At 69.3% G+C, this 18,042-nt stretch carries 16 protein-coding genes; 8 read left to right on the top strand and 8 right to left on the bottom strand.

Going from position 1 to position 18,042, the window contains the following annotated elements:
- Nucleotides 1-3: 3 nt before the first annotated feature.
- From IWC96_RS12725 to IWC96_RS12710, 4 genes are all read left to right on the top strand, one after another.
- The gene (locus IWC96_RS12725; RefSeq protein WP_196839041.1) at nt 4-633 is read left to right on the top strand and encodes a LysE family translocator; all 630 of its coding nucleotides are present in this window, start codon (nt 4-6) and stop codon (nt 631-633) included.
- 60 nt (nt 634-693) lie between these two features.
- Nucleotides 694-2,328, top strand: a complete 1,635-nt coding sequence (locus tag IWC96_RS12720; RefSeq protein WP_196839040.1) for a serine hydrolase — start codon at nt 694-696, stop codon at nt 2,326-2,328.
- Between the two features lie 34 nt (nt 2,329-2,362).
- A complete protein-coding gene (locus tag IWC96_RS12715) occupies nt 2,363-2,710 on the top strand; it encodes a hypothetical protein (RefSeq protein ID WP_196839039.1) in 348 nt (115 codons plus the stop codon).
- Nucleotides 2,711-2,772: 62 nt separating this feature from the next.
- Nucleotides 2,773-3,186, top strand: a complete 414-nt coding sequence (locus IWC96_RS12710) for a hypothetical protein (protein ID WP_196839038.1) — start codon at nt 2,773-2,775, stop codon at nt 3,184-3,186.
- Nucleotides 3,187-3,262: 76 nt separating this feature from the next.
- On the opposite strand, the gene argF is transcribed toward IWC96_RS12710, so the two are convergent.
- The 3 genes from argF to polA all read right to left on the bottom strand — a co-directional run bounded on the left by argF (nt 3,263) and on the right by polA (nt 8,615).
- A complete protein-coding gene (argF, locus tag IWC96_RS12705; protein ID WP_196839055.1) occupies nt 3,263-4,183 on the bottom strand; it encodes an ornithine carbamoyltransferase in 921 nt (306 codons plus the stop codon).
- A 187-nt stretch (nt 4,184-4,370) separates the two neighbouring features.
- The gene (locus IWC96_RS12700; RefSeq protein WP_196839054.1) at nt 4,371-5,546 is read right to left on the bottom strand and encodes an aspartate aminotransferase family protein; all 1,176 of its coding nucleotides are present in this window, start codon (nt 5,544-5,546) and stop codon (nt 4,371-4,373) included.
- A 123-nt stretch (nt 5,547-5,669) separates the two neighbouring features.
- A complete protein-coding gene (gene polA / locus IWC96_RS12695) occupies nt 5,670-8,615 on the bottom strand; it encodes a DNA polymerase I (RefSeq protein ID WP_196839037.1) in 2,946 nt (981 codons plus the stop codon).
- Between the two features lie 157 nt (nt 8,616-8,772).
- On the opposite strand from polA, the gene IWC96_RS12690 reads away from it, so the two are divergent.
- A complete protein-coding gene (locus IWC96_RS12690; protein ID WP_045319398.1) occupies nt 8,773-9,453 on the top strand; it encodes a DUF1013 domain-containing protein in 681 nt (226 codons plus the stop codon).
- A gap of 76 nt (nt 9,454-9,529) precedes the next feature.
- Here the strand turns inward: IWC96_RS12690 and IWC96_RS12685 are convergent, their stop codons facing one another.
- Nucleotides 9,530-9,703, bottom strand: coding sequence for a YdcH family protein (locus IWC96_RS12685; protein WP_021698578.1), 174 nt, complete (start codon nt 9,701-9,703; stop codon nt 9,530-9,532).
- Nucleotides 9,704-9,818: 115 nt separating this feature from the next.
- Here IWC96_RS12685 and IWC96_RS12680 point away from each other — a divergent pair, with 115 nt between their 5' ends.
- From IWC96_RS12680 to IWC96_RS12670, 3 genes are read left to right on the top strand one after another with little or no spacing between them, the layout of a single operon-like run.
- Nucleotides 9,819-10,433, top strand: a complete 615-nt coding sequence (locus tag IWC96_RS12680; RefSeq protein WP_045319397.1) for a UbiX family flavin prenyltransferase — start codon at nt 9,819-9,821, stop codon at nt 10,431-10,433.
- Nucleotides 10,430-10,912: a TIGR02444 family protein gene (locus tag IWC96_RS12675; protein ID WP_021698576.1), complete on the top strand. Its 483-nt coding sequence runs from the start codon at nt 10,430-10,432 to the stop codon at nt 10,910-10,912. The genes IWC96_RS12680 and IWC96_RS12675 overlap by 4 nt, the downstream gene beginning before the upstream one ends.
- 36 nt (nt 10,913-10,948) lie before the next feature.
- Nucleotides 10,949-11,173: a YdcH family protein gene (locus IWC96_RS12670; protein ID WP_021698575.1), complete on the top strand. Its 225-nt coding sequence runs from the start codon at nt 10,949-10,951 to the stop codon at nt 11,171-11,173.
- Nucleotides 11,174-11,196: 23 nt separating this feature from the next.
- On the opposite strand, the gene lpdA is transcribed toward IWC96_RS12670, so the two are convergent.
- The 4 genes from lpdA to IWC96_RS12650 form a co-directional block, all read right to left on the bottom strand.
- Complete coding sequence (lpdA, locus tag IWC96_RS12665; RefSeq protein ID WP_021698574.1) at nt 11,197-12,630, bottom strand: dihydrolipoyl dehydrogenase; 1,434 nt, start codon at nt 12,628-12,630, stop codon at nt 11,197-11,199.
- Nucleotides 12,631-12,747: 117 nt separating this feature from the next.
- Nucleotides 12,748-13,218 (bottom strand): hypothetical protein, encoded by a 471-nt coding sequence (locus tag IWC96_RS12660; RefSeq protein WP_021698573.1) that lies wholly within the window; start codon nt 13,216-13,218, stop codon nt 12,748-12,750.
- Between the two features lie 71 nt (nt 13,219-13,289).
- The gene (locus IWC96_RS12655; RefSeq protein WP_196839036.1) at nt 13,290-15,047 is read right to left on the bottom strand and encodes an ATP-binding protein; all 1,758 of its coding nucleotides are present in this window, start codon (nt 15,045-15,047) and stop codon (nt 13,290-13,292) included.
- Nucleotides 15,048-15,177: 130 nt separating this feature from the next.
- Nucleotides 15,178-18,030, bottom strand: a complete 2,853-nt coding sequence (locus tag IWC96_RS12650; RefSeq protein WP_196839035.1) for a TonB-dependent receptor — start codon at nt 18,028-18,030, stop codon at nt 15,178-15,180.
- Nucleotides 18,031-18,042: the final 12 nt, after the last annotated feature.

The raw sequence follows: 18,042 nt of genomic DNA, 5'->3' as shown, positions 1-18,042 counted from the left end.
CCGATGAGCCTGCCGCTGGATCCCGCGATCATCGCGCCGTTCCTGATGGCCATGGTGCTGGTGGAGCTGACGCCGGGGCCGAACATGGGCTGGCTGGCGCTGGTCACCCTGGCGCGGGGACGCACGGCCGGGCTGGCGGCGGTGGCGGGAATCACCGTGGGGCTGGCGGCCTGGATGACGGCGGCGCTGCTGGGTTTGGGCCGGTTCGTGCTGGCCTATCCGGCGGTGCACGAGGTGATCCGCTGGGCCGGGGTGGGGTTCCTGCTGTGGCTGGCGTGGGAGGCGTGGCGCGGCGACGGAACGGCCGATCAGGCCGAGCCCGAGGCGACCCGCCGGGCCCTGTTCCTGCGCGGCATGGTGGGCAATCTGCTCAATCCCAAGGCGGCGGTGTTCTATGTGGCCCTGCTGCCCACCTTCATCCGCCCCGGCTACGCCACGCCCCTGACCCAGGCCCTGATCCTTGGCGGGCTGCACCTGCTGATCGCCGTGGCGGTCCACGGGCTGGTGGTGTTCAGCGCGGCGGGCGCCGGGCGGGGCCTGACCGAGCGGATGGAGGGGCCGCGCGCGCGGGCGGCCATGGCCGCGGGACTGGTGCTGATCGCCGTGTGGATGGCGTGGCAGACGCAGCGCTGAGCGCGTGGACAGGGCGGGCGGCGCCGGTCTAGCCTGCGGGATCAGTCGGGAAATCCAAGCATGAGCCTCAGCCTTTCGCGCCGCGCGGCGCTGTCCCTCACCACCGCCGCGGCGGGCGTCGCCTTCCTGCCGCGCCGCGGTTGGGCGCAGGACGCCGGGCGGGATCAGGCCCTGGCCGATGCGGTGGATGCCTATGTGACGCGCTGCATGGCCGCCTTTCCGGACCAGCCGGGGCTGGGGATCAGCCTGGTGCGCGGCGGCGAGACGGTGCTGGCCAAGGGCTATGGCGTGCGGCGTCAGGACCGGCCCGACAGCCGCGTGGACGAGACCACCCTGTTCGCCGTGGCCTCCAACACCAAGGCGGTGACGGCGGCCTCGCTGGGCATGCTGGTGGACGAGGAGCGGGTTCAGTGGGACGCGCCGGTGCGCACCTATCTGCCGGACTTCCGCCTGTCGGACCCCTTCATCACCGAGCGCATCACCGTGCGCGACCTGCTCAGCCACCGGGCGGGCTTCGGCCTGGGCGCCGGGGACCTGCTGTTCTGGCCCAACAGCGACCGGACCCGGGCCGAGATCATGGCCGCCATCCCCAATGTGCCCATCGAGCATGGCTTCCGGGCCGGGTACCACTACTGCAACCTGATGTTCGTGGCGGCGGGCGAGGTGATTGCGGCGGTGTCGGGCATGCCGTGGGAGGACTTCGTCCAGACGCGGGTGCTGACCCCGCTGGGCATGGCGGACACGGTTCCCCTGACCAGCCGGGCGGACCCGGCGCGCTCGGCCCTGCCCCACGGCCGCATCGGCCCGCCCCTGCGCTATCAGGGGGAGATGACCCTGCTGGAGGACTCCATCGCGGGCATCTGGAACTGGGACTCGGCGGGCGCCGCCGGGGGCTTCGCCGCCTCGCCCCGCGACTGGACCCAATGGATGAAGACCCAGCTGGCCTCGGGCGTGGCGCCGGACGGGACGCGCCTGTGGTCCGAAGCGGTCGCCCGCGAGATGTGGCGGCCCAACGTCATCTCCGGCTCCTCGCCGGGGCCCACGGCGGAGCTGCCCGGCCGGTCCATCGCCTCGACCTATGCGATGGGGTGGAGCGTGGCGGACTACCGGGGCGAGCGCATGGTGACTCACGGCGGCGGCTCGCCCGGCGGCATCTCGGCGACGGTGCTGATCCCCGGCCGCAATGTGGGCTTCGCCATCTTCTCCAACGCCGAGGAAAGCTATCTGCTGCGCGCCCTGCGCAGCGGCATCGCCGACATCGTGATGGCTGAGGACCGGGAGTTCGCCGCCTTCGACTGGATCGCGGACAGCCAGCGGCTGCTGGCCGAGTCCACCGAACGATCGCTGACCGCCGCCGCAGAGATCGACGCGAAACAGGCCGCCGGCGCCGCGCCGTCCCTGCCGCTGGCGGCCTATGCGGGAACCTGGCGCGACCCCTGGTACGGCGACATCGTCATCAGCCAGCGCGATGGGGGCCTGTGGCTGGACTTCACCCGGTCGAACGCCCTGAAGGGTCCGCTGGAGCCCTATGACGGCGAGACCTTCCGCACCCGCTTCCCGGACAAGCGCGAGGAGGACGCCTTCGTCACCTTCGCGATGGCGGACGGCCGTCCCGTCAGCGCGACCCTGAAAGGCGTCTCGCCGGACATCGACTTCTCGTACGACTATCAGGACCTGCGGCTGACGCGGGGTTAGGTCGTGTAGCCAGACGTGACGCGGGGAGCGCAGCGTGACCGTGAATATCGAAAAATCTGACCACGGCCTCACGGTCAAACTGGACGGCAAAGGGAGCCTGGCCTTTTTCCTCCGAACCCTGATCCGTGCGAAGTTCTACGACGACGATGGCCTGGACGGGCTCCTCAGCCCCCTGCTGAACGACGCTATCAGGACGACCATCGAGACGATTGAGCCGGACCAGTCAGAGGTCGAGTCCTGGTATTCCGGCTGGGTGGCGGAGTACCATGTCGACCGCGTGCGTGATCTGGTTTCGTCCTCAGCCGACTACTTGTCAGCGTCTCCGCTGGACCAGCAGGAGATGCTGCGAACCGCGCTCTATCCATACCGACCCATAGCGTAGGCGCCTGCAACGGTCGCGAAGCGGTCATTGCGCAGGATCGCCAAGCTCGTCAGAACTACTGAATGCTCGTCACCGCCGAAAGCTATGAACGACTGAGGCTATGGCTTCGAAGTATGGTCGCGCTGACTATGCCGGACATTGAGGCCGACTCCGAGATTGACCCAATTCGGGTGCTCGATGGGTTTCCCAAGGCGAAGGCGCGGGAGGGACTTGCGCTCGCCATTGGTGACATGGTGGAGATGACGAACGATTGGTCGCCTAGCCGGATCGCGGTGATCGATCGACAGTTTCTTGAAGACGGCCTTCCTTCGCTCTCTGAGATCCAGATGCTTTCTAGCAAAGCTGTCGCCCGCATCATTCGTCGCGGCACAATCAAGACTGACGCGGAGTTCTATCTGGCGCGAAACGTCGCTGAGCTATCCAGCGAACATCAAGAGAAACTGCTGGCGCTGATTGAGGTCTACAAGGCCCGTTAGGCCAGTGTCCGCCACAGGTCGTGAGCACGCTTCAACTGTCTGCCCGTGAGCGGACCCGTGGCGTCTGTGATCCTACTCAACCCCCGAAACACCACGCCAGCACCGCCTTCTGGGCGTGGATGCGGTTCTCGGCCTCGTCCCAGACCACGGACTGGGGTCCGTCGAGAACGGCGTCAGACACCTCCTCGCCCCGGTGGGCGGGCAGGCAGTGCAGGAACACCGCGTCCGGCGCCGCCTGTTTCATCAGGACCGCGTCGACGCCGTAGGCCTCGAAGGCGGCCAGGCGCTCCTCATAGTCCTGATCGCCCATGGAGACCCAGGTGTCGGTGACCACCACATCGGCGCCGGCCACCGCCTCGCGCGGGTCGGAGGTCAGGTGCACATGGTTCCCGCCGCGCTGCAGGTCGTGCAGGTCGGGGTGATAGTCGGACGGGCAGGCCACGTTCAGCTGGAAGCCGAATTTGGGCGCCGCATGGATGAAACTGGCGCAGACATTGTTGCCGTCGCCCACCCAGGCGAGCGTCTTGCCCGCCACCGGGCCGCGATGCTCCTCGATGGTCATCAGGTCGGCCAGGATCTGGCACGGGTGCGAGCGGTCGGTCAGGGCGTTGACCACCGGCACGGTCGAGACCCGGGCGAAGCGCTCCACGTCCTCGTGGTCGTTGGCGCGGATCATCACCGCGTCCACCATGCGCGACAGCACCCGCGCGGTGTCCTCGACGGGCTCGCCGCGGCCCAGCTGCATGTCCGCCGCATTGGCGATGATGGCGTCGCCGCCCAGCTGGCGGATGGCGGCGTCGAAGCTGAACCGCGTGCGGGTGGAGTTCTTCTCGAAGATCATGGCCAGCACCCGGTCCTTCGCGGGCGCATCGGCGTCCACGCGCCCCTTCGGCCAGCCCTTGCGGGCCGCCTTGCGGGCGTGGGCGTCGTCCAGGATGGCGCGCAGGGTCTCCGCGTCCAGCCGGTGGATGTCGAGGAAGTGGCGGACCATGTTCATCTCCATGACCCTCTCCCGTAGGGAGAGGGCTGCGCGCAGCGGGATGCGTAGCAGAGCGCTTCTATGCGCGCAGGGTGAGGGCCGGGTGGTTCATGATGACATCCGCCCCTCATCCCCCGCGCGCAGAACCGTCGCTGTCGCTCCGGTGCGCGGGTTCCCCCTTCTCCCACCGGGAGAAGGACTGATCTCACGCCGCCATTTTCTCCCGGGCGGCCTCGCAGGTCTTTTCGAACTTCTCGACGGCCTCGCGGGCCTCGTCGAGGGTGAGGGTCAGGGGGGGCAGCAGGCGCACGCAGTTGTCGCCGCCGCCGGCCACCAGCAGGTGCTGGCCGTCGCGGGCCCAGCCCATGAACTCGCGGTTGTTGGGGACCAGCTTGACGCCGATCAGCAGGCCGCGCCCGCGCACGTCCACGATGATGTCGGGGAAGCGCTCCTTCAGACCGTGCAGCTGCTGGGTCAGATAGCCGGAGATCTCCGCCACATTGGCGAGGGTTTCCGGCCTGGCGATCTCGTCCAGGGCGGCATGGCCCACGGCCATGGCCAGGGGATTGCCGCCGAAGGTGGTGCCGTGCACGCCGGCCACCATGCCCTTGGCCGCCTCGGTGGTGGCCAGGCAGGCGCCGATGGGGAAGCCGCCGCCCAGCGCCTTGGCCACGGCCATGATGTCCGGGGTGATCCCGGCCCATTCGTGGGCCCACAGCTTGCCGGTGCGGCCCATGCCGGACTGCACCTCGTCCAGCACCAGCAGCACGCCGGCGTCGTCGCACCACTGGCGGATCTGGCGCAGGTCGGCGTCGGGGAAGGCGCGCGCGCCGCCCTCGCCCTGGACCGGCTCGAGGATCACGGCGGCGGCGGTGGGGCTGTCGATGGCGACCTTGATGGCCTCCATGTCGCCGAAGGTCACCTGCACATAGCCGGGCAGGCGGGGGCCGAAGCCCTCCACATAGGACGGGTTGCCCGCCGCATTGATGGCCGCATAGGTCCGGCCGTGGAACGAGCCGTCAAAGCCGATGATGTCGATGCGGTCGGTGTTTCCGTTGGCGTAGTGATAGCGGCGCGCGGTCTTGATGGCCGCCTCGACCGCCTCGGTCCCCGAGTTGGCGAAGAACACCACGTCGGCGAAGCTCTCGGCCGTCAGACGGTCGGCCAGCGCCTCCTGCCCCGGAATGCGGAAGATGTTGGAGGTGTGCCACAGCTTGTCAGCCTGGTCCTTCAGCGCCTGCACCAGACGCGGGTGCCGGTGGCCGAGGGAATTGGTGGCGATGCCCGCCACGCAGTCCAGATAGGCCGTGCCGTCCGTCGCATAAAGCCGGGCGCCCTCGCCGCGCTCCACCTCGACCGGGGCGCGATTGTAGACTCCCATGAGATGACCGGACACGACGGGCTCCTTCCCTGAAAAGAAAACAGCCCCGGCGGGGCGCGCCGGGACCATGCAGGACGGTGTTGTCCGCTTGCGGGCGGAGGGAGTCAACACCGCCCCCTGGCCCTAGTGCGCCTGATCCCAGTTGGCGGCCGCCTTGGCTTCCACGTCGATGGGGACGGTGAGCTGGACAGCGGGCAGCGGGGCGGTCTCCATGACCTTGCGGATCACGGCCATGGCGCGGTCGGCCTCGGCCTCGGGGGCCTCGAACACCAGTTCGTCGTGCACCTGCAGCAGCATGTGGGTCTGAAGCCCCGCGTCACGCAGGGCGGCGGGCATCCTCATCATGGCGCGGCGGATGATGTCGGCCGCGGCGCCCTGGATCGGGGCGTTGATGGCGGCGCGCTCGCCGAACTGGCGCTCGGCGCCGGACTTGGAGTGGATCGCCGGCACATGCACCCGCCGCCCGAACAGGGTGGTGACATAGCCCTGCTCGCGCACCAGCGCCTTGGTCCGGTCCATGTAGTCGCGGATGCCGGGGAAGCGTTCGAAATAGGTCTTGATATAGGCCCCCGCCTCGCCCTGGCCGATGCCCAGCTGGGCCGCCAGACCAAAGGCGGAGATGCCGTAGATGATGCCGAAATTGATCGCCTTGGCCCGGCGACGGGTCTCGGGCGTCATCTCCGAAAGGGGCACATCGAACATCTCGGACGCGGTGGCCGCGTGGATGTCCAGCCCGGCCTTGAAGGCGGCCTTCAGCTCGGGGATGTCGCCGATGTGGGCCAGCAGCCGCAGCTCGATCTGGCTGTAGTCCGCCGAGATCAGCACATGGCCGTCCCGGGCGATGAAGGCCTGGCGGATCTGGCGGCCCGTCTCGGTGCGGATGGGAATGTTCTGCAGGTTCGGGTCCGATGAGGCCAGCCGCCCGGTGGAGGCCGCCGCCAGCTGGAAGCTGGTATGCACCCGGTGGGTCTCGGGATCCGCCGCCAGCACCAGGGCGTCGGTGTAGGTGCCCTTGAGCTTGGCCAGCTGGCGCCAGTCCAGCAGGGTGCGCGGCAGGTCGTGGGTGAGGGCCAGCTCCTCCAGCACGGACGCATCGGTGCCCCACTGGCCCGAGGCGGTCTTCTTGCCGCCCTCCAGCCCCATCTCGCCGAACAGGATCTCGCCGATCTGCTTGGGGCTGCCCAGATTGAACGGGCGGCCCGCCAGTTCGTGGGCGGTGATCTCCAGCTCGGCCATGCGCATGCCGAACTCGCTGGACAGGGCGCGCAGCCGGTCCGGGTTCACCCGGATGCCCGCGATCTCCATGTCCGCCAGCACCGCGGGCATGCCGCGCTCCAGCGTCTCATAGGCGTTGGTCAGGCCCTCGGCCGCCAGCTGCGGTTTCAGGATGCGCCACAAGCGAAGGGTCACGTCCGCGTCCTCGGCGGCGTAGCAGGTGGCCGGTTTCAGCTCCACGTGGCGGAAGCTCTTCTGGGCCTTGCCGGTCCCGGCCACGGCCTTGAAGGCGATGGGCTCGTGGCCGAGGTGGCGTTTGGCCAGCTCGTCCATGCCGTGGGGGTGCAGCCCGCCGCCCAGCACGTAGGAGATCAGCATGGTGTCGTCGATGGGGCCCACGGCGATCCCGTGCCGCTTCATCACCGCCAGATCGTATTTGATGTTCTGGCCAACCTTCAGGACCGACGGATCCTCCAGCAGCGGCTTGAGCTTCGCCAGCGCCTCCTCGATCTCGATCTGGTCCGGCCGGGCGCGGCCCGCGCCCTCGAAGTCCAGCCCGCCGCCGCCGTCCGCCTCGCCCGGATGGTCGTGGGTCAGGGGGATGTAGCAGGCGCGGTTCGGGCCGGTGGCCAGCGACAGGCCGCACAGCTCCGCATGGCTGGACGACAGGGAATCCGTCTCGGTGTCGACGCCGATGACGCCCGCGGCCTTCGCCTCGGCGATCCAGACCTCCAGCGCCGCGAGGGTGGTCACGCACTCATAGGCGTCGGTGTCGAACAGGTGCGGCTCGGCCGGGGTGACGCTTTCGGCCGGGGCGTAGCGGGGCGTGGCCACCGGGGCGCTGACCGGTTTGGCCCGCAGCCCGCCGTTTGGGAAGGTGGCCCCGTTCTTCTCCGGCGCCTTGCCGTCGCCCACCCGCCGGGCCAGCGAGCGGAACTCCATCCTGTCCAGGAACGCCGAAAGCGTCGCCGGGTCGGGATCGCGCACCACGAAGTCGCTGATCGGCTCCGGCGCCGGGGCGTCGCAGGTCAGGCGCACCAGTTCGCGCGACAGGCGGATCTGGTCGGCGTATTCGATCAGGGTCTCGCGCCGCTTGTTCTGCTTGATCTCGTGGGCCCGCTCCAGAAGCGTGTCCAGGTCGCCGTATTCGGCGATCAGGGCCGAGGCGGTCTTGACCCCGATGCCCGGCGCGCCGGGCACATTGTCGGTGGAGTCCCCGATCAGGGCCTGCACGTCCACCACCCTGTCCGGCCCGACGCCGAACTTGGCCATGACCGCCTCATGCTCCAGCACGGCGTCCTTCATGGGATCGTACATGACCACCCCGTCGCCGATCAGCTGCATCAGGTCCTTGTCGGACGAGACGATCACCGCCTTGCCGCCCATGTCGCGCGCCTTGCAGGCGTAGGTGGCGATCAGGTCGTCGGCCTCGTAGCCGGGCAGCTCCACGCAGGGCAGGCCGAAGGCGGCGGTGGCCTCGCGCACCAGGGCGAACTGGGGGATCAGGTCCTCGGGCGGCGGCGGGCGGTGGGCCTTGTACTGGGGGTACAGATCGTTGCGGAAGGTCTTTTCCGAATGGTCGAAGATGGCCGCCAGATGGGTCGGCCCGTCCTCGCCCTTGAAGTCCCGCATCAGCTTCCACAGCATGTTGCAGTAGCCCTGCACCGCGCCCACCGGCAGGCCGTCGGACTTGCGCGTCAGGGGCGGCAGGGCGTGGTAGGCCCGAAAGATGTAGGCCGAGGCGTCGATCAGATACAGCCGCACCGGCGGCCCGTCCTGGGTCAGGGGACGGTCGATCGCAACGGTGTTCTCTGGGGCGCCTTGAGGGGCGGTGGAATCGGCGGGCTCGGACATGGCGGGCAACATAGTGCGCCGGGTCGCCGCCGTCAGCCGCCCGTTTCCTTTTGCCCGGAATGGGCGTATGGAAAGCCATCCGCGCCCGGCCGAAAGGTCGGGCGCCGCTGTTTTCAACGCCTGCTTCGCCGGGCCGCATTCCCAGGGGTTTCAACCCATGACCGACATTCTGATGCCCAAGGCCACCGCGGTCTGGCTGGTGGACAACACCTCGCTCAGCTTCGACCAGATCGCCGACTTCTGCGGCCTGCACCCGCTGGAAGTGCGCGGCATCGCCGACGGCGACGTGGCCCGCGACATCCGCGGCTCGGATCCCATCGTCAACGGCCAGCTGACCCGCGAGGAGCTGGACAAGGCCCAGAACGACGAAAACTACCGCATGAAGGCGGTGGTCAGCGCCCACGCCGAGCTGTTCAAGCCCGCCAGGAAGGGGCCCAAGTACACGCCCGTGTCGCGCCGTCAGGACCGCCCGGACGCTATCTCGTGGTTCGTGCGCAACCACCCCGAGGTGACCGACGCCCAGATCTCCAAGCTGCTGGGCACCACCAAGGCCACCATCGAGAGCGTGCGCAACCGCACCCACTGGAACAGCCCCAACATCAAGCCGGTGGATCCGGTGACCCTGGGCCTGACCAGCCAGATGCAGCTGGACGAGCTGGTCAAGAAGGCCGCCGAGAAGAAGGCCCGCGACGACGCGAAGAAGGGCGGCGGCGTGCTGGCCCCCGCCGGCGAGGCCGAGGCCCCGGTCGAGGAAGAACCCGAATTCACCCCCGAGGCCCGCGAGCGCCGCGGCGCCGAGCCCACGGCGGCGTCGGTGTTCGGCTCCAACGAGGACTGAGCCGGCCTCATCACCGAATGCAAAAGGCCCCGCCGGTGACCGGCGGGGCCTTTCTCGTTTTCAGTCGGAGGCGCCGCTAGTTCAGCCGCGCCTCGAGCGTTCGTATCTCTTCCTTCAGTCGGAGCTTCTGTTGTTTGAGCTCCCTGACGCGCAGCGAGTCGGCGCTGGGGTGGGTCATTTCCTGCTGGATGGTCTCATCCAGATTGCGGTGACGATTTCCCAGTTCGCGAATGCGAGCGTCAATGGCCATGGCTTGCGCCTCCATGTTAAGGGACCAGACAATCCAACGCCCCTCGCGGCGACCTGTAGAATCACATTCCGGTGACACGGGCCGTCGCAGGGACATGGGGAGCATGGCGCCCAATATGGCCGATGATGTGAACAGAGCCGTATCCGGCGCCCGGCCGCGCCTGATCGTGGGAATTTCCGGAGCATCCGGCGTGGCTTACGGCGTCCGGACGCTGGACGCCCTGAACGATCTGGGCGTGGAAAGCCACCTGGTGGTCAGCCGCGCGGCGGCCATGACCCTGTCGCAGGAAACGACTCTTTCTCTCGCCGAGCTCAACGACAAGGCGTCGGTGGTCCACAAGATCGGCGACGTGGGAGCGTCCGTTTCGTCCGGCTCGTTCCGCACCCTGGGCATGGTGGTGGCGCCCTGTTCGGTGCGGACCATGAGCGAGATCGCCACCGGCGTGACCTCCACCCTGCTGACCCGCGCCGCCGACGTGACCCTGAAGGAGCGCCGCCGTCTGGTGCTGATGGTGCGCGAGACGCCGCTGCATCTGGGCCACCTGCGCACCCTGACCGCCCTGGCCGAGATGGGCGCGGTGATCGCCCCGCCCCTGCCCGCCCTCTATGCGAAGCCTGCCTCCATCGAGGCCATGATCGACCAGTCGGTGGGCCGGATGCTGGACCTGTTCGGTCTGGACTGGGCGCCGGTGCGCCGCTGGCAGGGCATGGCGGCGGACGCGCCGGAATGAGCGACGGGTTCTGGGACTGGGCCGCGGCGGCCTACGCCGCGCCCGGCGTGGCCGAGGAATGCCTTCATCTGCAGGATGTTCACGAACAGGCCGTCCCGCTTCTGCTGTGGGCCGCCTGGTGCGCCGAGACCGGCCGGACGCCGGACGAGGACGCCCTTGAGGGCGCCATCGACACCACCCGGGTCTGGGCCGACCATGCGGTGGTCCCGCTGCGCGAGCTGCGCCGCGCCCTGAAGACCCGCCGCCCCGACATGGCCGACGCCGACCGCGAGGCGGTGCGGGCCCAGGTCAAGGCCGTCGAGCTGGAGGCCGAGCGCCGTCTGATTCTGGCGCTGGAGGGGCTGGCCCCCGAGCCGGGCGGCAAGGCGCCGGCGACGGTCGACCTGCTCGTCCGCGTGGCCCGCCAATGGGGCGACCAGATCCCGCGCCCGGCGCTCGGCCATCTGGCCGAGGCCTTGGTCAAGCGGCTTCCGGCCTGACTCGGCCTTGGCTATAAGGACGCGGACGGGGGCTCCATGAACGACGACGAAGACCTTTCCGACACCGAAGAGCGCGAGCTGCACGACCGGGTGAAGGCCCTGCGTCAGGAGCACGCCGACCTGGACGCCGCCATCGAGGCCCTGGGCGCCGTGCCCGTGCCCGACCAGCTGCGCATCGCCCGCATGAAGCGCCGCAAACTGGCCCTGCGCGACGAGATCGTGAAGATCGAGGCCCGCATCCTGCCCGACATCATCGCCTGACGAGGCGGAGCGCGGGACCGAAATCAGGCCTGCATGATCCAGCCCTCGACGCCCATGGCGGCCTGCTTGAGGGCTTCCGAGCGCGTGGGGTGGGCGTAGGAGGTGCGGGCGATGTCCTCGGAGGCGCCGCCGAAGGCCATGGTCATGCAGGCCGCGCCGATCAGCTCGCCCGCCTGCGGCCCATAGATGTGCACGCCCAGGACCCGGTCGGTCTTCGGATCGGCCAGAACCTTCACGAAGCCCTCGGTCTCGTGATTGATCTTGGCGCGGCTGTTGGCGGCGAAGGGGAATTTGCCCTTCCTGAATTCGACGCCCGCTTCCTTCAGCTGCTCCTCGGTCTTGCCGACCCAGGCCACTTCGGGGGCGGTGTAGATGACGCTGGGGACCAGGTTGTAGTCCGCATGGCCCGCCTTGCCCGCGATCAGCTCGACGGCGGCCACGGCGTCCTCCTCGGCCTTGTGGGCCAGCATGGGGCCATAGGTCACGTCGCCGATGACCCAGACGCCGTCCTGACCGGCCTTGAAGTGGTCGTTGGCGATGAAGCCGCGCTTGTCGGTCTCGATGCCCACCGTCTCCAGCCCCAGGCCCGCCGTGTAGGGGCGGCGGCCGATGGCCACCAGCACCACGTCGCCCTTGAGGGTCTCGGCCTTGCCGCCGGCCGCGGGTTCAATCATGAGCTCGACGCCGTCCTTGACCACCTTGGCGCCGGTGACTTTCGTGCCCATGCGGAAGGTCATGCCCTGTTTGGTCAGGCCGCGCTGGAAGGCCGTGGCCACCTCGGCGTCCATGCCCGCGCCGATCTTGTCCAGATACTCGACAACCTCGACCTCGGCGCCCAGACGACGCCAGACCGAGCCCAGCTCCAGCCCGATCACGCCCGCGCCGATGACGATCAGCTTCTTCGGCACCGCCGACAGCGACAGGGCGCCGGTGGAGTCGATCACCTTGCCCTCCACGAACTCCACGCCCGGCAGGGGGGTGGGCTCGGAGCCGGTGGCGATGATGATGTTCTTCGCGGCCACGGTGGTCTTCGATCCGTCGGCGGCCTCGACCTCGACCTGGCCCCACTCCCCTTTTCGGCCGGCGATGCGGCCCCGGCCCTTGAGCCAGTCCACCTTGTTCTTCTTGAACAGGAACTCGATGCCCTTGGTCAGCTGCCCGACGCTGTCGTCCTTCTGCTTCATCATCTGACCCAGGTCGAGCGCGCGGTCGCCGACCTTGATGCCCAGCCCGGCGAACGCCGTCCCGGCCGCCTCGTACATTTCGGAGGCGTGCAGCAGGGCCTTGGAGGGCATGCAGCCCACGTTCAGGCAGGTGCCGCCCAGGGTGTCGCGCATCTCGACGCAGGCGACCTTGAGGCCCAGCTGTCCCGCGCGGATGGCGGCGTTGTAGCCGCCGGGCCCGCCCCCGATGATGACCACGTCATATTGCGGAGCGGATTGGGGGGCGTCGGCCATGATGAGTCCTTGAGTTTCGGCGGGGAGGCGCGCGCCCGCTCATAACCCGGGACAGGCGGCCGTCTCCACCCCTGATATGGCCTCAGCGGCCGCGAGGGCAAGCCGCCGCGTCCGGTGTCAGGACGTCAGCTGCCCCGGCGCGCGGCTGCGGCGCACCCGGCGGCTGGCCGCCATGACCAGCAGGCCCACCAGCACCAGAGCCGCGATGACGATCCATTGCGGGTCCAGCCCCGCCGGGGCGGGGACGGCCTCGGCCGAGCGCGCGGCGATGTCGGCGGAGACGCCCCGATCCGGGCTCATGGCCAGCCGCAGCACGATGTCGGCCAGAAAGCCCAGAAAATAGGCGACGACGGCGCGGGGATTGCCCGCCCCCAGCAGCAGGGCGCTGACCAGATAGAGGACCACCGCCCCGATCCACAGAGCCGCGGTGGGCAGGTCACCGCCGGAATCCAGCGCCACAACGGCGCCGGAGCGCGCCGCCGCCGTCTCGGGACCCGCCCCCTCGAGGAACGGCGAGATGAACGGCCAGGCCAGCCAGCCCGCATAGCCGATCACCACCATGACCAGAATGAACCGCAGGATCTTCATGACCGCCTCCCTGTTCCCTCTGGGCGCAGCCTAGCAGCAGACGGGCGCTGACAGAACGGCGAAATCCCGGTTCAGGATTCCGCGGCTTCGGCCTCGGGCGCGGCGGGGGCGGTTTCCGCGGCGATTTCCGGCGCGGGCGGCAGGATCAGGGCGGCCTCGGTCCCCTCGCCCGGCGCGCTGTCCATGGACAGCCGCCCGCCCGACTGGCGCGCAAAGGCGTAAGCCTGGGACAGGCCCAGACCCGTGGCGCCGTCCCGGGTGGTGAAGAAGGGCTCGGAGGCGCGGGCCAGGACGTCGCTGTCCATGCCCGGGCCGTTGTCGCGCACCGACAGGCGCCACTGGCCCTCGGGCGTCTCGTCCAGCCGAACGGCCACGGAGCCGCGCCCCTCCAGCGCCTGAACGGCGTTGTCCAGCAGGGCGCGCACGGCGCCGTCGAAGGCGGCCGGGTCGATCACCGCCTCCATGGGCCGGTCGGGCGCCTCGATCATCAGGTCCACGTCCTCGCCCGCCATGTGGCGCAGGGTCGGCTCCATGCTTTTCAGCAGGACCGACAGGTCCAGCCGGTTCATGACCGCGTCCTCGCCCTGGCTGAAGGCGGCCAGACGCCGGGTCAGGGCCTCGCCGCGCCGGCCTGCGTTCAGGGCCGCGCCGCCCAGACGGCGCACCCGGTCGGGCTGGTCCGCCTGTTTCAGCAGCATGTCGAGGGCGCTGGTCATGACCCCCAGCAGGGCCGAGAAGTCGTGCGCGACGCCGCCGGTCAGACGGCCCACGTTCTCCAGCCGCCGCGCGGCCGTCAGCTCGGCCCGGTCCTCGGCGGCGCGGTCCTCCAGCGCGGTCAGGCGGGCGCGCGCCTGCTCCAGCTCGGCGCGCAGGGCCTCGGTCGGGTCGTCGGTCGTGTCTTCAGCGGGGATTTCGGGCAGAGGCTCCGGCGTGCGTTCGCCCGCCAGCAGCAGGGCGCCGTCCTCGCCCGGCAGGGCCAGGATGCGCCAGGTCAGGCCCGAGGCCGCAGCGATCGGCGCGGCCGCGCCCGGATCGGCGGCGCGGGCGGCGTTCAGGGCCATGCGGCCCTCCGTACGCTCGTCCAGCGCCAGAAACAGGTCGGCGAAGTCCAGGCCCTCGACGGCCCCGGCGTCCAGGCCGTGGCGCTCCAGCGCCGTGCGGTTGGCCTCGCGCACCCGTCCGTCCGCATCCAGAACCACCAGGGCGCTGGAGGCGGCGTCGAACACCCGCCGGGTCAGGCCGGGATCGACCGGGGCGGCGACGGGCTCCGGCGCGGGCGCGGGTTCGGGCTGAATCAGGCTGTCGGTCTCGACGATGGCGGCGGTGGAGCCGATCACCTCGCCCACAGGCCCGACGATGGGCATGGCCGTGACCGAGACCAGCATCTTCCGGCGGCTGGAGGGGTTGGCCATGATGTGCTGGAAGCCCTTGACCGTCTGGCCGCGCAGGGCCCGGGCGCTGGGCAGCAGGTCGGGCGGCACGGGGCGGCCGTCGGGATAGGTGATGCCCCAGGTGGCGGAGTGAAAGCGCAGGCCCAGCAGCTCGGCGTCGCGGCGTCCCAGCAGCTGGTGCGCGGCGCGGTTGGCGAAGATGAACTTGCCGCCCAGGTCGGTCTCGACAAGGGCGACCGGAATGGCGTCCAGCACCTCGCGCAGGCGTCGGGCCGAGCCCTCGTGGCTCATCAGGGCGTGTTCAAGCTGGGCCGTCGCATTTCGATACGCCAGGGCCCAGCGGGCGGCCGCGAAGAGTCCCGTAATGGCCGCGACGACGCAGATCGCCGCCACCACGCCGAACACCAGAGCCCAGTTGACCTCGCCTTCAAGAAACATGCGTTCGCCTTACACCGTATTCCATGACGTCGGTGCAAGAGCCGGGCCGGTCACCGTTGGGTGACCAGAAAAAAGGCCGGCCCTGGGAAGGGCCGGCCCGGGAGTCGGGGTGGAGTGCCGGGGATCGCGGTCAGAAAACAGCCTTCAGACCGACGGTGTAGGAGGGGCCGTACTCCTCGTACTGAACATTGACGTTGCGGCTGCCGCTGAAGCTGTACAGCGGCTCGTCGCCCAGGTTGGAGCCTTCGAAGAAGATCTGGACGTTGCGCGTCACGTCATAGGCGGCGGTCAGGTCGATCTGCAGGTGGTCGTCGATGTAGACGTCGAAGGCGGGGTCCTCGGGGTCGCCCACCTCGTCCAGGATGCGGTCGCGGTAGGTGGCGGCCAGGCGGGCCGAGAAGCCGTATTTCTGGTAGCCGATGGAGAGGTTGGCGGTGTTCTCGGCCTGGAACGGCAGGGGCGCGGTGCGCTCGCCGCCGTCCGGCAGCGGGATGCCGCCCTCGGCGTCCACCCAGGTGTAGTTGGCCGCCAGCAGCAAGCCGTCAAAGGGCGAAGGCAGGAAGGTCAGGCCCTGTTGCCAGGCCAGCTCGATGCCGAAGATGTCGGCGTCCGAGCCGTTGACGAAGGTCTCGTAGGCTTCAAAGCCCTCGTAGCCGGTCGTGCCGCCCAGATCGATGGCGTAAACCGGATCCTGCAGACGCTTGAAGAACAGGCCCGCAGACAGCAGTCCCACGTCGCCCGGATAGTATTCGATGGACAGGTCGATGCTGTCGGCGCGGGTGCGTTCCAGGTCCACATTGCCGAACTCGGCCTCGACCTCGCCGTCCTCGATCTCGATCAGGCCCGCGGGGCGGTTCTGCTCCAGGATCGGACGCACGACCGAGCGGAAATAGGCGGCCCGCAGCAGGGTGCGCGGGCTCAGCTCGTAGCGGGCGTTCAGGCTGGGCAGGACGTCGGTGTAGCTGTCCTCGACGCTGATGGCCGTCAGGGTCAGGGTCCCGGCGTCCTCGTCCAGGGTGACCTCGTTGCCCCGGGCGCTGTACTCGGTGTGCTCGATGCGCACGCCGCCGGTCAGGGTCAGGGCGCCGATGTCGGCGCTGGCCATGCCGTAGCCGGCCCAGATGTCCTCCTCGACCTCATAGTCCTCGACGTTGGAGTCGATGAAGCTGCCTTCCTCGTCCAGGTCGTCATTGAAGGCGGCCTGGTTGGCGCGCACGAAGGCGGCCACGGCCTGGGGATCAGCCTGGGGCGCGATCAGGCCCAGCGGATAGTCGATGTCGCTGTTGAGGAAGTCGGCGATGGTGGCGTCCATGTCGGCGCCGCCATAGACGTTGATGTCCAGGTCCGACATGCGGTCGCGCATGCGGGCCTTGAGGCCGAACTTCAGGAAGCCGGGATTGTCGCCGAAGAAGGTGTCGTGGGTCAGGTCCACGCGGGCCGACCACTCGCGATCCTCGGTGACGCCGCTTTCGAAAATGGCTTCGTCCAGCTCATAGCGCGAGGCGTCATTGAAGCCGGCCAGATCGTTGGTGATGATCAGGGGACGGCGCGGGTCGTCCAGGTTCGAGCCGACCAGGGTCCCCGTGCCGGAATGATCGGCCACGAAGATGAACTCCACATAGTCGGGGTTGTCCTCGCCCGCCTGGGCGTAGGCCAGCTGATACTCCAGCAGGTTCGAGCCGAAGCGGTTCTCGCCGCCGAAGGCCACCGAATAGATGGTCTGGGTCTCTTCACGGTCGCTGACGTAGGATTCCACTTCCTGATCGGCCAGAAGGAACTCGCGCTCGGAGCCGGAGACGATGTTGGCGCCGTTATCGGGGTTGGGCTCGAAAATGGACCCGCCCTGGACCTCGTCGTCGGCGAACTCGGAGTAGAGGGTGCGCAGGTAGAGGCTGGCCGTGTCGCTGAGGCGCCAGTCGAAATTCAGGGCCGCGCCCAGACGCGTGCGGGCCAGCACATAGTCGCGCGGCTCCAGCTCGACCGGGAAGATCGTGCCGCCATCCTCGTCCAGTTCGCCCGAGCCGTTCTCGATGCCGTCCGAGCCCAGTTCGCGGTCGAACCAGCTGAACGAGCCGGCGATGCCCAGCTGGCCGGTTCCCACATCATAGATGTTGGAGGCCGACAGGCCGATGCGGGGCGATATCTCCTCGCGCAGGGTGTTGTAGCTGCCTTCCGCCGTGAAGGTCCCGCCGAAGCCGGCGCGGTCGAAGGCGGTGGCGGATTCGATCTGCACCGCGCCGCCGATGGTGTCGGCGTCCATGTCCGGGGTCAGCGACTTGACGATGGTCAGGCTGGACAGCAGCTCGGCCGGGATCACGTCCAGGGCCACCTGGCGCTGATCGCCCTCGGCGCTGGGCACGCCCACGCCGTTGATGCTGATGCTGTTCAGATTGGGGTTGGCGCCCCGGATCGAGATGAACCGGCCCTCGCCCTGGTCGCGGTTGATGGAGACGCCCGGAATGCGCTGGGCCGCCTCGGTCACGTTCTGGTCCGGGAACTGGCCGATGAAGTCCGACGAGACGCCGTCCACCAGGTTCGGCGCGTTGCGCTTGCGGTTCAGGGCCGTGGACAGGTTGGCCCGCGTGCCGACCACCAGGATGTTCTCCACCGTGGTCACGTCGGCGCCGATGCGCACATTGACCACCGCGCCCGATCCCGGCGCCACCTCGACCGTCTCGTCCACCACGCCGGCGCCCACATAGGTGGTGCGCAGGGTGTAGGTTCCCGGCGCCACGCCGTTGATGACGAAGCGACCGTCGGCCCCCGTCACCGCGCGCTGGCCGGTCTCCACCAGAAGAACCTCGGCGCCGCCGAAGAAGGCGCCCGCCTGCTGGTCGCTGACCCGGCCGCGCACGACGCCGTCCTGGGCCTGGGCCTCGGCCGGCGCGGCGGCCAGGAGGACGACGGGGCCCGCCGCCAGCAGGGCGAGGGCGGCGACGCCCGCGCGCAGGATCGAAGCGGAACGAATGCGGGTGGTCTTCATGAGGTCTGTCCC

It is taken from the genome of Brevundimonas sp. BAL450 (assembly GCF_015767455.1).
GTDB classification, from domain to species: Bacteria; Pseudomonadota; Alphaproteobacteria; order Caulobacterales; family Caulobacteraceae; genus Brevundimonas; species Brevundimonas abyssalis.
The sequence above is the reverse complement of the archived record's forward strand: the minus strand, read 5'-3'. Positions and strand labels throughout refer to the sequence as shown.